The sequence below is a fragment of the Vibrio profundum genome (genome assembly GCF_050337555.1).
In the GTDB taxonomy this organism is placed as follows: domain Bacteria; phylum Pseudomonadota; class Gammaproteobacteria; order Enterobacterales; family Vibrionaceae; genus Vibrio; species Vibrio profundum.
The window spans coordinates 311,110-327,824 of record NZ_JAKJTA010000004.1 but is presented as its reverse complement, the minus strand read 5'-3'; the positions used below and the strand labels follow the sequence as shown (position 1 = coordinate 327,824).

At 42.7% G+C, this 16,715-nt stretch carries 18 protein-coding genes; 10 read left to right on the top strand and 8 right to left on the bottom strand.

Translation table 11 applies throughout. The features are described 5' to 3' along the window. The first annotated feature begins 11 nt into the window (after window positions 1-11). The 4 genes from L4C34_RS04085 to rarD all read left to right on the top strand — a co-directional run bounded on the left by L4C34_RS04085 (window position 12) and on the right by rarD (window position 3,211). Window positions 12-746, top strand: a complete 735-nt coding sequence (locus tag L4C34_RS04085; protein ID WP_428788071.1) for a hypothetical protein — start codon at window positions 12-14, stop codon at window positions 744-746. A gap of 90 nt (window positions 747-836) precedes the next feature. Further along, window positions 837-1,316: a GNAT family N-acetyltransferase gene (locus L4C34_RS04080; RefSeq protein WP_428788070.1), complete on the top strand. Its 480-nt coding sequence runs from the start codon at window positions 837-839 to the stop codon at window positions 1,314-1,316. 106 nt (window positions 1,317-1,422) lie between these two features. Beyond that, a complete protein-coding gene (locus L4C34_RS04075) occupies window positions 1,423-1,965 on the top strand; it encodes a GNAT family N-acetyltransferase (protein ID WP_428788069.1) in 543 nt (180 codons plus the stop codon). A 346-nt stretch (window positions 1,966-2,311) separates the two neighbouring features. Further along, entirely contained in the window at window positions 2,312-3,211 is a 900-nt protein-coding gene (rarD, locus tag L4C34_RS04070) for an EamA family transporter RarD (protein WP_428788068.1), read from the top strand. A gap of 73 nt (window positions 3,212-3,284) precedes the next feature. Here rarD and L4C34_RS04065 read toward each other — a convergent pair whose 3' ends face one another. Then, complete coding sequence (locus L4C34_RS04065; protein ID WP_428788067.1) at window positions 3,285-4,211, bottom strand: LysR family transcriptional regulator; 927 nt, start codon at window positions 4,209-4,211, stop codon at window positions 3,285-3,287. A 93-nt stretch (window positions 4,212-4,304) separates the two neighbouring features. On the opposite strand from L4C34_RS04065, the gene yjjG reads away from it, so the two are divergent. After that, window positions 4,305-4,976: a pyrimidine 5'-nucleotidase gene (gene yjjG, locus L4C34_RS04060; protein ID WP_428788066.1), complete on the top strand. Its 672-nt coding sequence runs from the start codon at window positions 4,305-4,307 to the stop codon at window positions 4,974-4,976. Here the strand turns inward: yjjG and L4C34_RS04055 are convergent. From L4C34_RS04055 to L4C34_RS04045, 3 genes are read right to left on the bottom strand one after another with little or no spacing between them, the layout of a single operon-like run. After that, window positions 4,973-5,743, bottom strand: a complete 771-nt coding sequence (locus tag L4C34_RS04055) for a methyltransferase domain-containing protein (protein ID WP_428788065.1) — start codon at window positions 5,741-5,743, stop codon at window positions 4,973-4,975. The genes yjjG and L4C34_RS04055 overlap by 4 nt on opposite strands. Before the next feature lie 55 nt (window positions 5,744-5,798). Continuing rightward, on the bottom strand, window positions 5,799-6,446 hold the full coding sequence (locus tag L4C34_RS04050; RefSeq protein ID WP_428788064.1) for an ankyrin repeat domain-containing protein: 648 nt from the start codon (window positions 6,444-6,446) through the stop codon (window positions 5,799-5,801). After that, complete coding sequence (locus L4C34_RS04045) at window positions 6,439-6,675, bottom strand: hypothetical protein (RefSeq protein WP_428788063.1); 237 nt, start codon at window positions 6,673-6,675, stop codon at window positions 6,439-6,441. Before L4C34_RS04045 ends, L4C34_RS04050 begins: the two co-directional genes overlap by 8 nt. An 879-nt stretch (window positions 6,676-7,554) precedes the next feature. Here L4C34_RS04045 and L4C34_RS04040 point away from each other — a divergent pair. The 3 genes from L4C34_RS04040 (at window position 7,555) to L4C34_RS04030 (ending at window position 9,340) form a co-directional block, all read left to right on the top strand. After that, entirely contained in the window at window positions 7,555-8,145 is a 591-nt protein-coding gene (locus L4C34_RS04040) for a DUF1294 domain-containing protein (protein WP_428788062.1), read from the top strand. Between the two features lie 249 nt (window positions 8,146-8,394). Next, window positions 8,395-8,880: a DUF1097 domain-containing protein gene (locus L4C34_RS04035; protein ID WP_428788061.1), complete on the top strand. Its 486-nt coding sequence runs from the start codon at window positions 8,395-8,397 to the stop codon at window positions 8,878-8,880. A 244-nt stretch (window positions 8,881-9,124) separates the two neighbouring features. Continuing rightward, window positions 9,125-9,340 (top strand): DUF1289 domain-containing protein, encoded by a 216-nt coding sequence (locus L4C34_RS04030; RefSeq protein WP_428788060.1) that lies wholly within the window; start codon window positions 9,125-9,127, stop codon window positions 9,338-9,340. Between the two features lie 5 nt (window positions 9,341-9,345). On the opposite strand, the gene L4C34_RS04025 is transcribed toward L4C34_RS04030, so the two are convergent. Both L4C34_RS04025 and L4C34_RS04020 read right to left on the bottom strand, forming a co-directional pair. Next, window positions 9,346-10,827 (bottom strand): peptide MFS transporter, encoded by a 1,482-nt coding sequence (locus tag L4C34_RS04025; RefSeq protein WP_428788059.1) that lies wholly within the window; start codon window positions 10,825-10,827, stop codon window positions 9,346-9,348. A 206-nt stretch (window positions 10,828-11,033) separates the two neighbouring features. Further along, window positions 11,034-12,410 carry an L-serine ammonia-lyase gene (locus L4C34_RS04020; RefSeq protein WP_428788058.1) on the bottom strand — a complete coding sequence of 459 codons (1,377 nt, stop codon included), beginning with the start codon at window positions 12,408-12,410 and terminating at the stop codon, window positions 11,034-11,036. Window positions 12,411-12,838: 428 nt separating this feature from the next. On the opposite strand from L4C34_RS04020, the gene L4C34_RS04015 reads away from it, so the two are divergent. Beyond that, a complete protein-coding gene (locus L4C34_RS04015; protein WP_428788057.1) occupies window positions 12,839-13,771 on the top strand; it encodes an exopolyphosphatase in 933 nt (310 codons plus the stop codon). A gap of 315 nt (window positions 13,772-14,086) precedes the next feature. Here the strand turns inward: L4C34_RS04015 and L4C34_RS04010 are convergent, their stop codons facing one another. Together L4C34_RS04010 and L4C34_RS04005 are read right to left on the bottom strand one after the other, a co-directional pair. Further along, complete coding sequence (locus L4C34_RS04010) at window positions 14,087-15,100, bottom strand: GGDEF domain-containing protein (RefSeq protein WP_428788056.1); 1,014 nt, start codon at window positions 15,098-15,100, stop codon at window positions 14,087-14,089. Window positions 15,101-15,265: 165 nt separating this feature from the next. Then, window positions 15,266-16,183: a chemotaxis protein gene (locus L4C34_RS04005; RefSeq protein WP_428788055.1), complete on the bottom strand. Its 918-nt coding sequence runs from the start codon at window positions 16,181-16,183 to the stop codon at window positions 15,266-15,268. A gap of 178 nt (window positions 16,184-16,361) precedes the next feature. Between L4C34_RS04005 and ppiC the strand changes: the two genes are divergently transcribed. Beyond that, the gene (ppiC, locus tag L4C34_RS04000; RefSeq protein ID WP_428788054.1) at window positions 16,362-16,640 is read left to right on the top strand and encodes a peptidylprolyl isomerase PpiC; all 279 of its coding nucleotides are present in this window, start codon (window positions 16,362-16,364) and stop codon (window positions 16,638-16,640) included. Window positions 16,641-16,715 lie beyond the last annotated feature (75 nt).

Below are 16,715 nucleotides of genomic sequence, written 5' to 3'. Positions count from 1 at the left end.
GAAACCATGTAATGATGCTAGAAAAACGTTTATTTATCGCTGGGAAAGAAGTTGAATTATTGAGTAATCACGTGAGATTACAGCTTTGTACCGCTGGAACGGCCACTTTCGTTGTAAGAAGTGAGACTCAGCCAAATCAACTCGATAGAGTCCAATTGAATATCGGCTATCGAGATCAAAGTAAACCTTGGATGGAAGGGTATATTACCCACGTATCTCAGCAAAAAGAGGGGCTTACGCTGATTCGTGTCAAAGAGGCGTGCGCTGTACTTTCACAACAGCTCTCGATGAGCATTGAGCGGCCAACTTTGTCCGATGCTTTGAATAAACTCTCTCTTATCACCAATTTGCACTTTGAAGTGCCTAACCAAGACTATTCTCAGCGCTATATTTCTCATTTCTCCAGTCAAGGAACAGGGTTTGAATGTTTGTCAAAGCTTGAGAGACTATATGGAGTCTACGATTGTGTATGGTATCAGCAGGCGGATAACTCTATTTATTTTGGCGCTCATCCCGATAGCACTTTTTACAACAAGCCATTTGATATCCCGGAAGAATATATAACGAACCAGACATTGGAAATGATTAGGATCGTCCCATTTCCAGTGTTACGGCCAGGACGCATTGTCAATGGGCAGCGCATCAACAAACTTGAGCTCTGCGACGATATGATGGTCGCTTATTGGGAACGTAATACGTTTGAGCCAGCATGGCAGATGAACAACTGTCAACTTATAAACGTGTAATTGTTTGAAAAGAATGAAAATCTTGTCTTCTTGATTAAATTTTCGTATTTTGGATGTTTCAAAATGTGCGAGTAGCTTGTTGAGGTGACGATGGAACTTACAATATTGACTGCAGATAAAGCAGATCAACTAACGGCGATTTTTGTTGAATTGGAAGAGTATTATTTTGCTGAACAAGCTGCCAGCCCAGCGGAAATTCAGCAATATCTTCGCAGCTTTTTGTTTTCACCGGATTCAGGCGTGCGTGTAATCGTGGCTTACCTAGATGGCATTGTCATGGGTTTTGCTACTTATTCCATTATGTACCCAGCTCCGAAGCTCTCTGGGCAAATGTATATGAAAGACTTGTTTGTTTCACAGCGGGCGCGTGGGCACGGAGTTGGACGGCGTATCATGCAATTTCTTGCCGCTTACGCTCTAGAGAAAGGGTGTGCTCGATTAGACTGGACGGCGGAAACCACCAACCCAAAAGCTGGTGAGTTTTATCATTCCATCGGCGCAGATCTTGTGTCAGAGAAACAATACTATCGGTTTTCCGAAGAGAAACTTCGCCACTTTGCCCTCCAATAACCCAGTAAGTATTCGGTCTTAGTTTGACTACATCGCTATCCCATTCTCCCCTCTAACAAAGTCGCCCAATCATGTGCGCGGCATAGACGGCTATAAAGGAAAATACGTGTTCACATTAGATATTGAAGAAGATTTGTCTCTGGCGCTAGTGCAGCCTTCGTTTGCGAGTCAGTATTTTGCTATCGTTAGCGCAGAGCAAGATGCTTTGAGCCAATGGTTAGCTTGGCCACCGCATGCCGATGGCGAAGAATTTTTCTCTCAGTTTATTCAGCAAGCCTTGCACGATTACGCAGATGGCAAGTCGTTAACTTGCGCGATTGTTTACCGCGGCCAAATTGTGGGGAATGTCGGCTTCAATCATATTAATAAAGCACTTAAAAAAGCTGAAATAGGGTATTGGCTGAGTGCTCGTTATCAAGGCCTCGGAATTGTCAGTAAATCGGTGCGGGTGCTGATTGGTTTAGCCTTTGAAGAACTCAATCTGGAAAACGTACTAATATTTGCCGCGGAAGGCAACTGGCCGAGCCGCCGTGTCTGCGAGCGGTTAGGGTTTACACTTGAAGGCATTATAACGGGTGCGGAGAATATTAAGGGTCGGTTATTTGATCATGCTGCCTACACGTTAAATGTGAGTGATTGGCGAAAGTAAACTGACTGTATAGCGAAAATAAACTGACTGTATAGCAGTGAGCGTTATGGTACTCAATTCTGCATTTTTTCATCGTTTAATTTCAGGAGAGATCTGCACCCGCATTTAGCCAAAATTTATCCTCATTCCCCTCGTATTTGTGTTGACTTTTTGTCAGTTAAAATCGACTATAGCCGCTCATATACCCAAACCGCTTTCGCATTTTCTGCGCCTCTCAGGTTGTTTGGGTATAGGACTCTGTTTTTCCTATTCTGGCTCATATACCCAATCTTGCATGAGATACGTATATGCACACTAAATCATCGTTATCTTTTTGTTTTATTTATATTTTGTGGATGGAATGTCTATGACTTCAACTCGCTCCGGTAACCTTTTGGCGGCGTTTTCTTTCCTGTTATGGGGACTTACGCCACTTTATTATCAGCTACTACCTAATTCTTCGACGGATGACTTGTTAGCGATCCGAATCATTGTGTCGGTTCCGTTTACTGCTGTGCTGGTGTATGTATTGCGAAATCAGTGGCCGAAACTGGTCGAGATCTTCAGTGACCGGAAGTCTCTGATGTTTGCCACGCTCGCGAGTGTGGTGTATTGCGTTTCTTGGTATACCTTTACGTGGGCGATGACCAACAATCACGTGATGGATGCGAGCTTAGCCTTTTTTATCAGCCCGCTGATGATGGTCACGTTGGGGTTCTTTATTTTTAGGGAACGGATGTCGATTGGCAAATGGTGTGCTTTGTTGTTCGCCTTGATTGGTGTTATGTATCAAGTCGTTCAATATGGGCAGGTGCCAACGATCGCGCTAACTATGGCACTGGCTTTCACTATTTATGGCTGGTGTAAAAAGAATATTGCTTATAGCTGGGATGTGTCTTTATTTGTTGAAGCGCTAGTGCTTGCACCCGTTGCTTTGTTCTACCTGCTCTCTCACCCATCTGAGCTAGTGGCCGCAAACTTGACATCGAACTTTGCCACGCTAGCTCTGTACTTAGGGTCTGGACCTATCACTTTACTGCCACTTATCTTTTACTCGATGGCGGTGAGAAGAACAGATATGTCTAATATTGGTTTGATGCAATATATTGAGCCGTCGCTGCAGTTTTTTCTGGCGATCACTGTGTTCGGCGAAGCCTTTGACCGAGTTAAGATGGTTGGGTTTAGCTTTATTTGGTTGGGTTTGGTTTTTATTGCCTTCGAAACGCTTATGACCAAATACGTGCGACACAAGCGTTTAAGTCATTGAATGGGTAGGGCAGTTTGAATTGGAAGTAGGCGTTTGGAGGAGTGTAGGCTCCTGCGCCTATTTCCATGTATGGTTATTTTGTTTGGTCTGCGAGCGGAAGATCCCAATAGGGAACGTCGTTACCCAGTTTATCACTTAAGAATTGAATGAACGTGGTGACCTTGAGTGGTAAATATTCGCGCTTAGAAAAAACGGCGTAGACAGCATGCGTCGGAAATTGATACTCGGGGAGTATTACCTGTACATTTTGTTTCACAATATCCTTGCCGATGAGAAACGTCGGCAGTTGTGCTATCCCATCACCCGCTAAAACGGCTCGTCGTATTGCTTCACTATTGTTCACAACCAAGCGCCCAGTCGGGGTCATTTTATATTCTCCGCTGGCATGCCGAAATACCCAAGAGCGGCCGCCTCTAAAGTAGGCATAACGTAAGCAATTGTGCTGGCTTAGGTCACTCGGATGCTCAGGCGCTCCATGCTTGTCTAAATACTTATCAGACGCACACAATACACTACGGCAAGTTGTCAGGCGCTTGGCTACTAAATTTGACGAAGAGAGCTGGCCGATTCTAATGGCTAAGTCATAACCTTCATCGACAATATCGGTGATTTTATCGTCTAGGTTTAAGTCGATGTCCACTTCTTGATATGTCTGCATAAATTCAGAGAGATACGGCGCTATGTGCATCACACCAAATGACATGGGAGCACTAATGCGCAGCTTTCCCCTTGGTTCACCTTGCAGCTCCGAAATCGAGTCTATCCCTTGTTGCACAAGGTTTAGCGAGCGCACTGCGTAATCGTAGTAACGGCGACCTGCTTCTGTGGTACTTAGCTTGCGTGTCGTACGGTTGAAAAGCTTAACCCCCAACTCGCCTTCAAGTGTGGTGATTCTTTTACTTACCGCCGACTTGGTGATTGAAAGCCGCTGCGCAGCGAGAGAAAAACTGCCGCATTCGGCAACCGCGACAAAGGCTGGAATACTAGAAAATGTTTGCATGGTGAGTTTTAGTCAACAATGTGTTTCTTTTAATGTGTATTATCAACTAAAGGAAAACAATTTACACTATGTTTCAAATCTTAAGGAGAGATTATGAACTACGAGTGGGTATTGTTTGATGCAGACGAAACGCTTTTCCATTTTGATGCGTTTCAAGGTATGCAGTTGATGTTTGAACGAAAAGGCGTTGAGTTCCTTCAAGAAGATTACCAAGAATACCAACGGCTCAATAAACCGCTCTGGGATGATTATCAAAATGGCGATATCACGGCCGCACAAATAAAGCATATCCGTTTTCAGTCGTGGGCAGAGAAGTTGGGCACGACCACACAGGAGCTTAACAACGCATTCTTGCAAGCGATGGCAGACATTTGCTCAATGCTACCTGGCGCGAAAGAGCTGCTCGATTCTCTGGTTGGAAAAGTGAAGCTCGGGATCATTACTAATGGATTCACTGAACTGCAAGCGATTCGTTTGGAAAAAATGGGCCTTAGTGAATATTTCGAGCACGTGGTGATTTCTGAGCAAGTCGGTGTAGCCAAGCCTGATGTGAAAATCTTTGACTACGCAATGCAAAAAATGGGTACTGCGGACAAAAGCCGAGTTCTCATGGTTGGAGATAACCTGCTTTCAGATATTAAAGGCGGAATTGGCTTCGGTATTGATACTTGCTGGCTGAATAGCCAAGCGCAAGGCAATCCCACTGAGCTTCAGCCAACATTCACCGTAAACACTTTGTCTGAGTTGCAGCGTTTGCTGGGTTAACGATGGCACGCGAAGGTAATTGAATCATACTCCAATACCTTTGGACCGAAAGGGTTCATCTCGCTAAATAGCAGATGCCAGTCGTGTATAAATTCATTTCGCAGGCTCGGATCTAAATGATTGCAGTGGGGCAACCAGCTTTGGATATAGTGCAAGAACTGGGTGGAGCTGTTGAATTGCTTCTGATAGGTATTTTGTTCAACCTTGATTGACGAAAACCCAGCCTGATGTAGTTGTATCCGGTAGTCATCGGCTGTTAAAAATTGGTATGGATTGGTGAAGTCTGCAAAGTGTTTACACCATTTTGGGTGACTTTCTAGGCTCTCCGCTGGCAGCCAAATGCTTTCACAGCGTGGGTAGACTAATCCAATGAAGGTTCCATTGTTACTCAGAAGTGAGTGGATATTGTTCAACGCTTGCTCAATGGGGGAAACCCAGTGCAAGCAGTTGAAAGACGTGATTAGATCGAATTTAGTGACCGAACGGAAACTTATCGCGTCGCCATGCTGGAAACTGACATCTACATTTTCTTTCCAACGATCAGTGGCAAACTCTAGCATCGGAAGCGAAATATCAATTCCTGATACATGGCCTTGAAAGTGTTCATTGAGATACTGTGTGACAGTGCCGTCTCCACTACCGATATCTAATATCTTTTCAGGGTTATTTATATCTATTGAGTGAATAACTTTGACTGATAGCTCGTGTTGGATAATAGCATTGTTATGGTAGTGTTCGGCATCACGGAATAGATTGTTTTTGTTCATTGATGATTATTCTTTTTTGTATTTTTTTGGCATTTTGGAGGTTTGTTATTGTTTCTTACTTGAGTAAGAAATCAATTTCTTTGCTTGAATATGTTAATTCCATCCAATCATTAGGAGTCATGTCGATCGCATTTTTCTGCGCCATTTGATATTTCGTTGGGCTAGATGAGATGAGCTTCTTTGCCATTAGAACTTTATTACATCGAGTAATGCTATTTTCTTCATGATTCTTCATTACCCAATGCAGAGGCAGCGCATTGTAAATGTTATCGACTTGGGCGAGATGTTCTAATCTAGCAAAATGTTGAATGTTTCCTTTCTCTGCCGCGATATGTAGAGGAGTGAAGTTTTTATCATCAGTTAATGTAATCCCTCTGTCTGGATAAAATATATCGAGAGACAGGTTCTCATGGAATGCAGCAAAGTGAATGGGCAATTGTCCATGACCATTTTTCTGATTTTTAAGCTCCGGATATCGATGAGCAATATATGCTGACATGGGGTGGTTGATCATTAATGCATAATGAAGAATATTATTTCCAAATGGGCACAGGATTGGTTTTATCTTCTTTCTTTGGTCCAAGGCAAGCTGGAAGCCTTCGCAGAACTGCTCATCGAGTTCGGCTATAGGGTTGAAGAATAGCGTGTTTAGGGATGATAATGCTTTGTTATTACGAACTTTTTCAACGATATTGTCATTCACAAATAGCCACCTTGACCTTGCAGCCGGGGAAAAATTTAGTGATAAAATCACGACAGGCGTGAATACTTTTAAAAGTGGCAATAGCGCCCCTGCGTGTTACGAACACTATATCTTCATTGTTCAATTGACCAGAGAAAAAGACGGTGTGTCCGGTGATGTTCATGGTTATTTCAATGCCGTCTTTAGGCAAGTCTTCTGGCATTTTATATGGATTTATCTTGGTAGGCATTTAGATTAATTCTCGCCGAAGTTATTCCTATACTCTTGAGTGCGGATATTGCGGAGTCTGCGCTTCTGAAATGTTTTACATAATTTTTTGAATCAGATATGTGGACAGTGGAGTCCCCGTCGACAACAGCAGAAATGATGTAGCCCAACTCAGATTCAGAAATTGTCACCTCACTCACGTATCCGAGAGAAAACATAACTTGCAGCTTTCTAGTTGTAGCTAAAAGCATAATTATTTGTTGTTGCCGTAGTTCTGGTTCGCATAACGATAAATAAACGTTATTGATTGATAAGTTAATAAACTTATGTGATATGAATTTATGCAAATGATATCACTATATCAGTTTGCATTGCTACCTAAAGTTTTATCAACTATTAATATAATAAGATTGACAATTAATAACCAATTTCTTAATATTGGTTTCTCTTTTTTTAGAGGCTAAATTTGCTATGCGTTTTGGTTGAGAACTCATAGCGAGGCGTTTTTTTTAAGAGCGCCTCACATAGCCAACTAACATTTATTACCCAGAAATATCGGGTAACTCAGCTAAAAGATTGCCCGTCTCTTCAATGGGTATTTGAGCTAGCCCACTTCTCAGTGGGCTTTTTTTTGTCTTGTGCTTCTATTCTCGATGGCATTGAAAATTGCTATGCTCTTCAAGACTCGATGATGTTAGCAGGGAAGAGTCACCTCGATATACTTCAATACTCCATACAGTATAAAACCAGTTACCTATTGAATTGTTAGTATTTGTGACCTGAATCATGATGATTATAGGAATGTTTTCATAGACTTTGGTTATGTGTTCAGGTCAATGTATAAAATATAAATAACATTGAGGCTTAACGTGACTCGGCTTAAGAAAAAGGGGGGGTTAGCATGGCTATCTCCGGGGTGGTATCGGAGTGGAATGATCAACAAGGGTATGGTTTTATTTCTGTGAACGATGAACCTATCAGAATTGTATTCCATATTGGGGACTTGTCTGGACATAGTGTCAGGCCCAAAGTTCAGGAAAAAGTTACATTTACATTGGCGAAGGATGGACGCGGAAATCTGCGTGCTACGGATGTTCATCGACCAATTACATTTGGCTTCTCATTTGCTTTAGTCATCTGGTTTATCACGACGTTTGTAGCGAGTCTATATCTACTTAATTATCCCACGTTTATGATCAGTTATTTATTGTTGATTAGTGGTACAACGTATTCACTGTATGCGTTAGATAAGGTGGTCTCCAACCATAGTCAATGGCAAATACCTGAATCATTATTTCATCTCGCCTCAATATTGGGAGGGTGGCCGGGAGCTGTCTTCGCCCAATCGTTGTTGCGTCATAAGCCAATTTCTCCAAGCTTTAATGCCTGTTTTTGGCTAAGTGTACTCTTGAGCCTCACATTGTATACGTGGTCTCTAACCCCTAATGGGCGAGTCGATCTACAGGCATTACTTACGACTTTGATTGTGTAACTACCCTTAGAAAAAGTTTTGAACGCTTGCATTCGCTCTCCTTCCTCGAGTGTGAGCTTTTTTCTTTCCTCATCTTATTTTTGTGAACCTGATCTCATTGGAATTGTGAGAGTCTGCCCTTCTTCAGGTGGAATAGGTGACCTTTGGTGATAATATTGTCAGCTTTTTCTGCGTGACTAGCTGCGGTTGGTCATGTCTGTCGTTTGAATGCTGCGTATCTATAGAAAGGTAGCGTCTGTCGGAGTTTTCATGAGTACATTGTTTGCAATATCTTTAACCACGGGTTTACTGTCCGGCGTTTGGGGTTGGATTGCCGTTACGCTTGGGTTGTTGTCTTGGGCTGGATTTTTAGGTTGCACGAGTTATTTTGCTGCGCCCAATAATGGAATGAAAGGTTTGCTAGAGAGTCTACTTGCGAACTTATCTGGTGTGTTCTGGGCCTTGGTGATTATAAAAGGTTCAAGCTACGTAAACATGGATATTATAGGCTACGTGATTACTGCATTGGTGTCGTTCATGATGTGTATTCAAGCTAAAAAGTCGTGGCTGGCCTACATACCTGGTACTTTCATTGGTGCATGTGCGACATTCGCCGCAGGAGCGAACTGGCAGCTAGTTATCCCATCGTTATTGTTGGGAGGTGTCTTTGGTTATTTGATGCAAACCAGTGGGCTGTGGCTTAGCAATAGGGTAAACAAGCCGAAGACCCTTGAGCCAGAAAAGGGTTTAGCATAGAGAGTGTCACGCGGTAAAGCGTTGGCGTGGTTTTCATGCGACAGTATATGTTCTGGTTGCTGTGCAGCAGTATATGTTTGGTAGACATACAACAATAGAGAGCTTGGCGGAATATGACATTGTCGCTAAGCCCTTTTACACTTAAATGAGACTAAAGAGGTGGACTCCGATGTTGGTAGCCGCTTCTTGGTTTGTTAGTTGATTGGTTTATTAGTTGATTGGCTTGCTAGTTGAGGCAAATTACATGTCTGATGATGGTGAAAAGGAAGATGATTCAAATGTGGTGTCGCCATGTATTCGTCAGTGCTGCCTGAATGAGCACGATGTGTGCTTGGGCTGTTTTAGAACTTTAGACGAAATATTGAAGTGGTCAGAATCATCGAATGATAAAAGAAAAGATGTCCTTAAATCATGTGCACGCCGAAAAGGCGCGCACTCAGATTTAGGAACAAGTGGGTAGTGGGCTTAGGCTTTGGCCAAACGCTCTTTGTGCTCTTCTTGTTGAGTTTCTTCTGACGCTTGCAGCATCTTCTTGATAATTTTTGAAGCAACGATCGCCACAGCAACCATCACGACAGCCAATACAGTCAATAACTGGAAGTAGTCACCATAAACATTTTGCACGAACGTTTGGGTGACCTGTTGGCCTTTTTCTAGTGCGATGGATGTCGAGAATACCGCACCGACGATGCCACTTAATGCCATAGCGACATAAAACATACTCACCGAGAAGTTTTCGATTTGTTTTGGTGCCACCGACAAGATGAAAGCGACGACTAAACTACCGACCACGACTTCAGCGAATGCTTGGAAAAAGTGAATCGCTAAAAAGATTTCCGGTCTGATCTCAACGCTTGGACCAACATTACTGACTGCGAATGTTAAGATGCCAAAAGCGATCGCTGTGAGGGCAAACGCGATGGCGATTTTAGCCGCTGTTGAAAAGTGAACGTTGCGTTTTTCAAGAGCAGAGAAAATCAGCGTGATTGCCGGGCCTGCTACGATACACCAAAGCGGATTCATTGCCATTGAGGCTTCTGGCGCGATTGGGATGAAGCCGAATAGGTCGCCACGCATTGTGTTGATCGCCACCATAGTCATTGACGTCATCATTTGACCATAATAGACAAAAAAGCAGGTGGTGAGCAGAGTCATGATTAAGATGGTGCCCATTTTTAATGCAGCTGAACGACCAAATTTAAACATCAAGGAGACGAAGTATAGGATTGCCATCGCACCGATTGCGTAAACAATATTCTTGCCGATGCTCATATCTGAGAACATCACAAAAACTAAACCTATCATAGCGATGGAAATTGCTGAAAAGCTTAACCATTTTTTTAGCGATACCGGGGCATTGTCTTTGTCGCTGGCCACCAACATTAATGGTTTGCGCAGCATTAGCAAGGTAACGAATGCGAACCCCGCCATTACACCTGAAAGCAGGAAACTGCCGTGAAAGCCAATAACAAGAACTAACATTGGGAACAAGTATTGGCCCAGCAACGCGCCGACGTTGTTCACCGAGTAATTGACTGGGTAACCGTTTTCAAAGTGTTCATCACTAGCAAAGGTTCGTTTGTAAAGACTCGGGTAAGAGGGCGACATCATGCCGCGAGCGTAGCTGGCGAGTGCGATACCCATGAGACTTAATGGAACGCTTACACTGGATGCGCCAATGACTAAGAGTAAGTAGCCAATTAAGAAAGCGGAATAGGAGATAGCGAGCGATCGGTACGCGCCGAGGAATTTATCAGCGATGAAGCCACCAGCGATGGCAAATAAAGGGCCAATTGCGGAGAAAGCTCCGACAATCATCATAGTATCTGCTTCGTTGTAACTCAGGTCTTCTAGGAAAAAGCGGGTCAAGATGATCATGACACCGTAGAAGGATAAACCAAACATCATTTGGCAAAACATCATTGATTTATTAAGTTTATTCCACATATATATCTACCAATCCACCATTTCATGAGAATGTATGGCTGAGAATCCTACTATAATTGGAATTTAATATCATTGATAAGATCTATATGAAATGTAACATTTGATTGATATTTAGACTAATCAAAAGGCGCAGGTTGGGCCTTGGTAACGTGAAGTGTTTGATTTGTATGCGGTATATGTTGTGCTGAAGGTTGTAACAAAATTGCTTATTCACAGGGAGGGGATAAATGAATCGTCGCTAATCCACCGAGGGAGGTTTCTCGGTATTTCTTATTCATGTCTTTGCCTGTTTGATACATGGTTTCAATCACTTTATCTAACGAGATTAAACACTTACTATTGCGTTTTAATGCCATTCTAGAGGCGTTAATCGCTTTCATTGCGCCCATTGCGTTGCGTTCTATACACGGGACTTGGACTAATCCGCCAATCGGATCGCATGTCATTCCAAGTGAGTGCTCCATGGCTATCTCTGCCGCAATGCACATTTGTTCGTTATTGCCTCCTAACAAGGACGTAAGCCCAGCCGCAGCCATTGATGACGAGACACCGATCTCTCCTTGGCAACCGACTTCAGCGCCACTGATAGAAGCATTCGTTTTATACAAAATGCCGATTGCCCCCGATACCGCAAGAAAGTCTTTAAGCTGTTTGGTATCAAGTTCACGAACGAATTTGTGGTAATACATCAGTACGGCAGGAATAACGCCAGCAGCACCATTGGTCGGTGACGTAACCACTTGACCTCCGGCTGCATTCTCTTCGCTTACAGCAAATGCAAACAAGTTAATCCAATCTAAGATCTCCATGGGGTCACTGCTCGTAGTGGAGCTCGACTCAAGTTTTTTAAGCAGGTTAGGTGCGCGCCGGACGACGTTTAGTCCACCATCCAATACTCCTTCAGTCTCAAAGCCTCGATTCATGCACAGTGTCATGACTTTCCAAATTTGATCGGCTTTATCACTGATGTCTTGTGACGACGCAAAGGTCATTTCGTTCTGGAGTACCATGTTGCCAATACTTAAGCCATTTTTCTCGGTGATTTTCAGCAGTTCGTCTGCGGTTTTAAACGGGTAAGGTACTTGGATATCAGCAGTGGGCGTAGGGTGTGCGAGCTCACTTTCTGTTGAAATGAAGCCGCCCCCAGTGGAGTAATACGTTTCAAACGCTAATTGATGACCGGTTTGGTCATAGGCTGTCACTGTCATACCATTTTCATGGAGCGGTAAATTTGTTTTATGAAATAATAAGTCGCTCTGTTCGTGGAATTCGATAGACGACTGCGCTGCGAGTTGCATTGAGTTTGTGTCTCGAGCCTCTTCTAGTAGGCTTTTAGCACTGGTGACTTTAATGGTATCGGGCTTATTACCCAGTAATCCAAGTATCACCGCTTTATCTGTGTGGTGTCCTCTGCCAGTCAAAGACAGTGAGCCATATAAGTCTATTTGCACTCGTTTGACTTTCTTTAACTGATTATCTTGTTTTAGTTTCTCAGTAAACCGATAGCCAGCAATCATAGGCCCATTGGTATGAGAACTTGAAGGGCCAACCCCTATTTTGTAGATATCAAATATAGACAGCATGACTCCATCCTTAATGACGTAACAGTGGTTAACTGAAGGTAGCATCACTTGATAGCTATAGTTTAGTTCAATTCTTCGTCAGGTAAGTAAGCTGTGAGTGCTGTCGTCTTTTTGTACGCACACCATGATGTTAGAGGGAGGATACGCACGGTGAAATCTCAATGATTTCCATTTATTTCAGTGGATTATAAAAACACAGTAATCCTTTAAGTCATTAAACTAAAAGAGGTTTTTTTTATGCAATCACGTTGTTTAATCATTTTATATGCGTAACGTGGGATAAGATACCCGAAAAAACATCGTCTTAAGTTTGTTAAAAGATCGATGATGGCTAAAATTAATAGGAAAGTTGGTGCCAGTAATTCGGTGTGTCACGCAAGTTTAGGTTGGAATCAAGAAACGTTTGGTTCGCTGAGAAGGAACTTTATATGTCAGATAGTAGATATCGCTTAGTGACTCGTAGTGATTTTGATGGGTTAGTCTGCGCGGTTCTCCTAAAACAGATCGATTTGATTGACGAGATCAAGTTTGTTCACCCTAAAGATATGCAAGATGGGGTGATTGAGATTACAGGGAATGACATCGTTACCAACTTACCTTATGTTCCTGAAGCTTACCTAGTGTTCGATCATCACCTTTCTGAGAAGCTCCGCAATCCAGGTCAACACTCCAATCACATTATTGAGCCAGATACGCCATCGGCAGCTCGAGTGGTATGGAATCACTATGGTGGTCTATCTGCGTTTCCAGCAGACTGGGTAGACATGATGGAAGCGGTCGACAAAGGGGATTCAGCTCAATTTAATCGTGATGAAGTGCTCGACTCAACGGGTTGGAATCTTTTGAATTTCTTGATGGATGCTCGGACGGGGCTTGGGCGCTTTAAAGAATTTAAGATCTCCAATTACAGGCTTATGATGGATCTTATTGATTACTGTAAAAATCATAATATCGATGAAATTCTCGCACTGCCGGATGTGAAAGAGCGAATTGAGCTCTACCGTGAACACGAAAATTTGTTCAAACAACAACTTCAGCGCTGTGCAACCATTCATGAAAATCTAGTGGTCCTTGATCTCACGGATGAAGAGACAATTTATGCTGGGAATAGATTCATAATTTATGCTCTGTTTCCACAATGTAATATCTCTATTCACAAAATGTGGGGATTCCAAAAGCAGAATGTCGTCTATGCCACAGGGAAGTCGATTTTTGATCGGAGCTCGAAGACCAATGTCGGCAAGCTTATGCTGAAATATGGTGGTGGAGGGCACAAAGCCGCAGGCACTTGCCAAGTGAAGTTAGAAGACGCAAATAGAGTGTTGACTGAATTAGTGAGAAGGATAACGCTGGAAGGCTAATTAACTGGAAGGCCCATTAAACTGAAGATGATTCTCATTTAGTGTCCCTATTCAGGTTACTCCAACTAATTCGAGAAAGGGCTGGAGCAAGATAAGTGCTTATTGCCCGCCATTGGCTGGTTTCATTGGCGATGGAAGTATATTTACGGCTGGGCTACTGCTTAGGCGTATTGACTGTTTACTATAATTGATACTTACGTCAATTGATAATGGTGTTATTTTTGTTTATCCGTTTATCCGTTTATCCGTTTATCCGTTTATCCGTTTATCTTTTACTAGCTCCTCCAATTATTCGCTCAGCATCCTACCTATACGCTAAGAACGTACTTGATTCCTGCCTGACTGTTTGGCTCGGTAGAGGAGTCGGTCTGCTTTGTCGATAAGATCTTCCGCGCTTTCTCCTTCTTCGAACTCCGCGACTCCAAATGAAGCTGTGATACGGTTGACCTCATTTCCTGTTTTTTTGTCTTTGATAGAAAGGCTTTCGATAGATTTTCTAAGTGTTTCTGCCAATTGGATTGCCACGCTAATCGGTTTATTGGGAACAATCAAAGTGAATTCCTCACCACCAAATCGATACGACGCTATGCCATCTTTACTGGTCATAAGGAGGCGTTTAGATATGCTTTTGATAACACTATCACCAAACAAGTGACCATAGATATCGTTGAAATCTTTGAAATGATCGATGTCGAGTAGGATTAAGCAGATAGACTGTTTCGCTTGACAAAGAGTTTGCAGGTCTTCGTCGAATGCACGGCGATTATACAGTTCTGATAAGCTATCAAATAATACATCTTTCTGCATTTCAGATAGCTGTGATTTTAGTCTTGTGATTTCAGCTGTTGCATCTTTTAAGTATTGGTCAAGTGATCGCGTTGAATCCTGCATTTCTTTTGATTCGGATAAAATGACCTTGACGACTTCGGTGATTTCTTCGATGGTTTTACTATCTTCACTTGCGGTTTCTAAGTTCTCTAAGTTCTTATCAATGACTTTTGTAAATTGAGAAGTACCGTTTAGCGTATTACTCATTGAACTTGCTGCTTCATTGAGCAATAGCTCCAAGTTGGCTTTGAGCTCTAGATCATCGGCTTCTGCACGCTTGGAAATATAGTTTTTATAAAGTTTGGCGCTAGCCTCTGGTGGGCAAAGGCCATGCTCATCGATCACTGAGTCGAGTTCGATGTTCAGGCTCGGGATAGCCTTATCGACGTACGTATACCAAAGCGCGTAGTTAGCTGGCGTAACAGGCACGTGATTTTTCATCATTAACGGTACGGCTTTTTTTAAGTTCTCTGTCGCTTTTTTATAATCGTTATTCGCCATACATGTCACTCATACTCTGGTTACTCTAAGACTAGTGGAAGTTGACAAGGCTTTCATTGTTAATAACTGAAATTGTGGTTAGTGTAGGTCAGTTTATTATTTGATTGATTTACAAAGTTGTAAACGCAAGTGAATCGATACTACATCGGCAATCTCATTTTCTGACTACGCGGTTTGCTGGTTGTTCTCCAATTGTTCAGCTCCTTTCAACATTGCATTGATCAATTCCGTGGCGTTGAATTTCTCTAGCGCATCGTGGGCCCCAACTTGATGAGCTCTATCGACACTGATTTCACTTGAAAGTGACGTATGTAAAATACAATAGATATGGTTTAATTCACTTGAATTCTGTACTTCAAAAGCGAGTTCGTAGCCATCTAAGCCTGGCATCTCAATATCACTCACTAATAAATGAATCTGCTCTGAGCTCGAAGCAAGGTCCTGCATTAAAGCCAATGCGTCACTGCCATTATTACATACGCGATAAGGGATATTGATACCATCTAGGGCGTCGCCTAATTGTTTCCTTGCGATAGACGAGTCGTCGACAAGTAAGATGTTGAATGCTTTTAGTCGTTCTCTTTCGACATCAGTTAAAATCGGTATTTTTGCACTGTCTGATTGCGGATAGATCTTGGATAGTAATAGTTCGACATCCAACATCTGCACGATTTTATCATCATATCGTGTTAGTCCTGTAACAAAGGTATTGCAGCCTGCTGTCGCGGGTGCTGGTTCTATAGAACGCCAATCACACTCGATGATCTTATCTATTGTTCGTACCATAAATGCCACGATTGTGCGTAAGCAGTCGGTAACAATTAAGTAGCAGTTATCGTATTCTTCAGCTGGGATTGGGCGAAATCCAATCGCTGCGGCCATGTCGATCACGGGAACAGTCGAATTTCGTATGCTGGCGGTGCCAATCACATGTTGGTGTGAATAAGGGAGTTGAGTGGTTGGCAAGTAGGGGACAATCTCCCTCACCTTTAGTGTACCTATGGCGAACGATTGTTTTTGCATGTTCAAGGTAAAAAGTAGCATTCCCTGAGACAAATTAGCTTTACTGATTTTCTTGGTCATCGGCGCATTAAATATTACGATCCCTCTTATTAATATAACGCACTTTTCTTCAGCAGTAACCTATCTCAATGCGACGAAAAGGATCGATTTCTAGGTTATGAGAGCCTCAGCACGCACTTGCTGACGAAGGAGCAGAATTGCGTTAAAATATCGCGCGATTTACCTAGGGGAACTAACAATGGCACAAACTGCAGCGGCTTTACACATACTGGTGAAGCACAAAGAACAAGCTGAAGATATTATAAAACAGCTCAAGAAAGGCGCAAAGTTTCAAACTCTCGCTAAGAAATACTCGACCTGCCCATCAGGGAAAAAAGGCGGCGATTTAGGTGAGTTTCGCAAAGGGCAGATGGTACCGCAATTCGACAAAGTCTGTTTCTCGGGTGAAACATTAGTACCTCACTTGGTGAAAACCAAGTTCGGGTGGCATGTATTGAAGGTACTTTACCGAACATAAGGTTACCGATCATCATTCTGCTTTTTCAAGTAATACTGCCTTTCCAGTAACATTGCCTATGCAACTCACGGTTGC

Bases quoted from the DNA above. Each gene is read 5' to 3' on its own strand.
- L4C34_RS04085 (WP_428788071.1), top strand. From the start codon at position 12: ATGATGCTAGAAAAACGTTTATTTATCGCTGGGAAAGAAGTTGAATTA.
- L4C34_RS04080 (WP_428788070.1), top strand. From the start codon at position 837: ATGGAACTTACAATATTGACTGCAGATAAAGCAGATCAACTAACGGCG.
- rarD (WP_428788068.1), top strand. From the start codon at position 2,312: ATGACTTCAACTCGCTCCGGTAACCTTTTGGCGGCGTTTTCTTTCCTG.
- L4C34_RS04065 (WP_428788067.1), bottom strand. From the start codon at position 4,211: ATGCAAACATTTTCTAGTATTCCAGCCTTTGTCGCGGTTGCCGAATGC.
- yjjG (WP_428788066.1), top strand. From the start codon at position 4,305: ATGAACTACGAGTGGGTATTGTTTGATGCAGACGAAACGCTTTTCCAT.
- L4C34_RS04055 (WP_428788065.1), bottom strand. From the start codon at position 5,743: ATGAACAAAAACAATCTATTCCGTGATGCCGAACACTACCATAACAAT.
- L4C34_RS04045 (WP_428788063.1), bottom strand. From the start codon at position 6,675: ATGCCTACCAAGATAAATCCATATAAAATGCCAGAAGACTTGCCTAAA.
- L4C34_RS04040 (WP_428788062.1), top strand. From the start codon at position 7,555: ATGGCTATCTCCGGGGTGGTATCGGAGTGGAATGATCAACAAGGGTAT.
- L4C34_RS04035 (WP_428788061.1), top strand. From the start codon at position 8,395: ATGAGTACATTGTTTGCAATATCTTTAACCACGGGTTTACTGTCCGGC.
- L4C34_RS04030 (WP_428788060.1), top strand. From the start codon at position 9,125: ATGTCTGATGATGGTGAAAAGGAAGATGATTCAAATGTGGTGTCGCCA.
- L4C34_RS04025 (WP_428788059.1), bottom strand. From the start codon at position 10,827: ATGTGGAATAAACTTAATAAATCAATGATGTTTTGCCAAATGATGTTT.
- L4C34_RS04020 (WP_428788058.1), bottom strand. From the start codon at position 12,410: ATGCTGTCTATATTTGATATCTACAAAATAGGGGTTGGCCCTTCAAGT.
- L4C34_RS04015 (WP_428788057.1), top strand. From the start codon at position 12,839: ATGTCAGATAGTAGATATCGCTTAGTGACTCGTAGTGATTTTGATGGG.
- L4C34_RS04010 (WP_428788056.1), bottom strand. From the start codon at position 15,100: ATGGCGAATAACGATTATAAAAAAGCGACAGAGAACTTAAAAAAAGCC.
- L4C34_RS04005 (WP_428788055.1), bottom strand. From the start codon at position 16,183: ATGACCAAGAAAATCAGTAAAGCTAATTTGTCTCAGGGAATGCTACTT.
- ppiC (WP_428788054.1), top strand. From the start codon at position 16,362: ATGGCACAAACTGCAGCGGCTTTACACATACTGGTGAAGCACAAAGAA.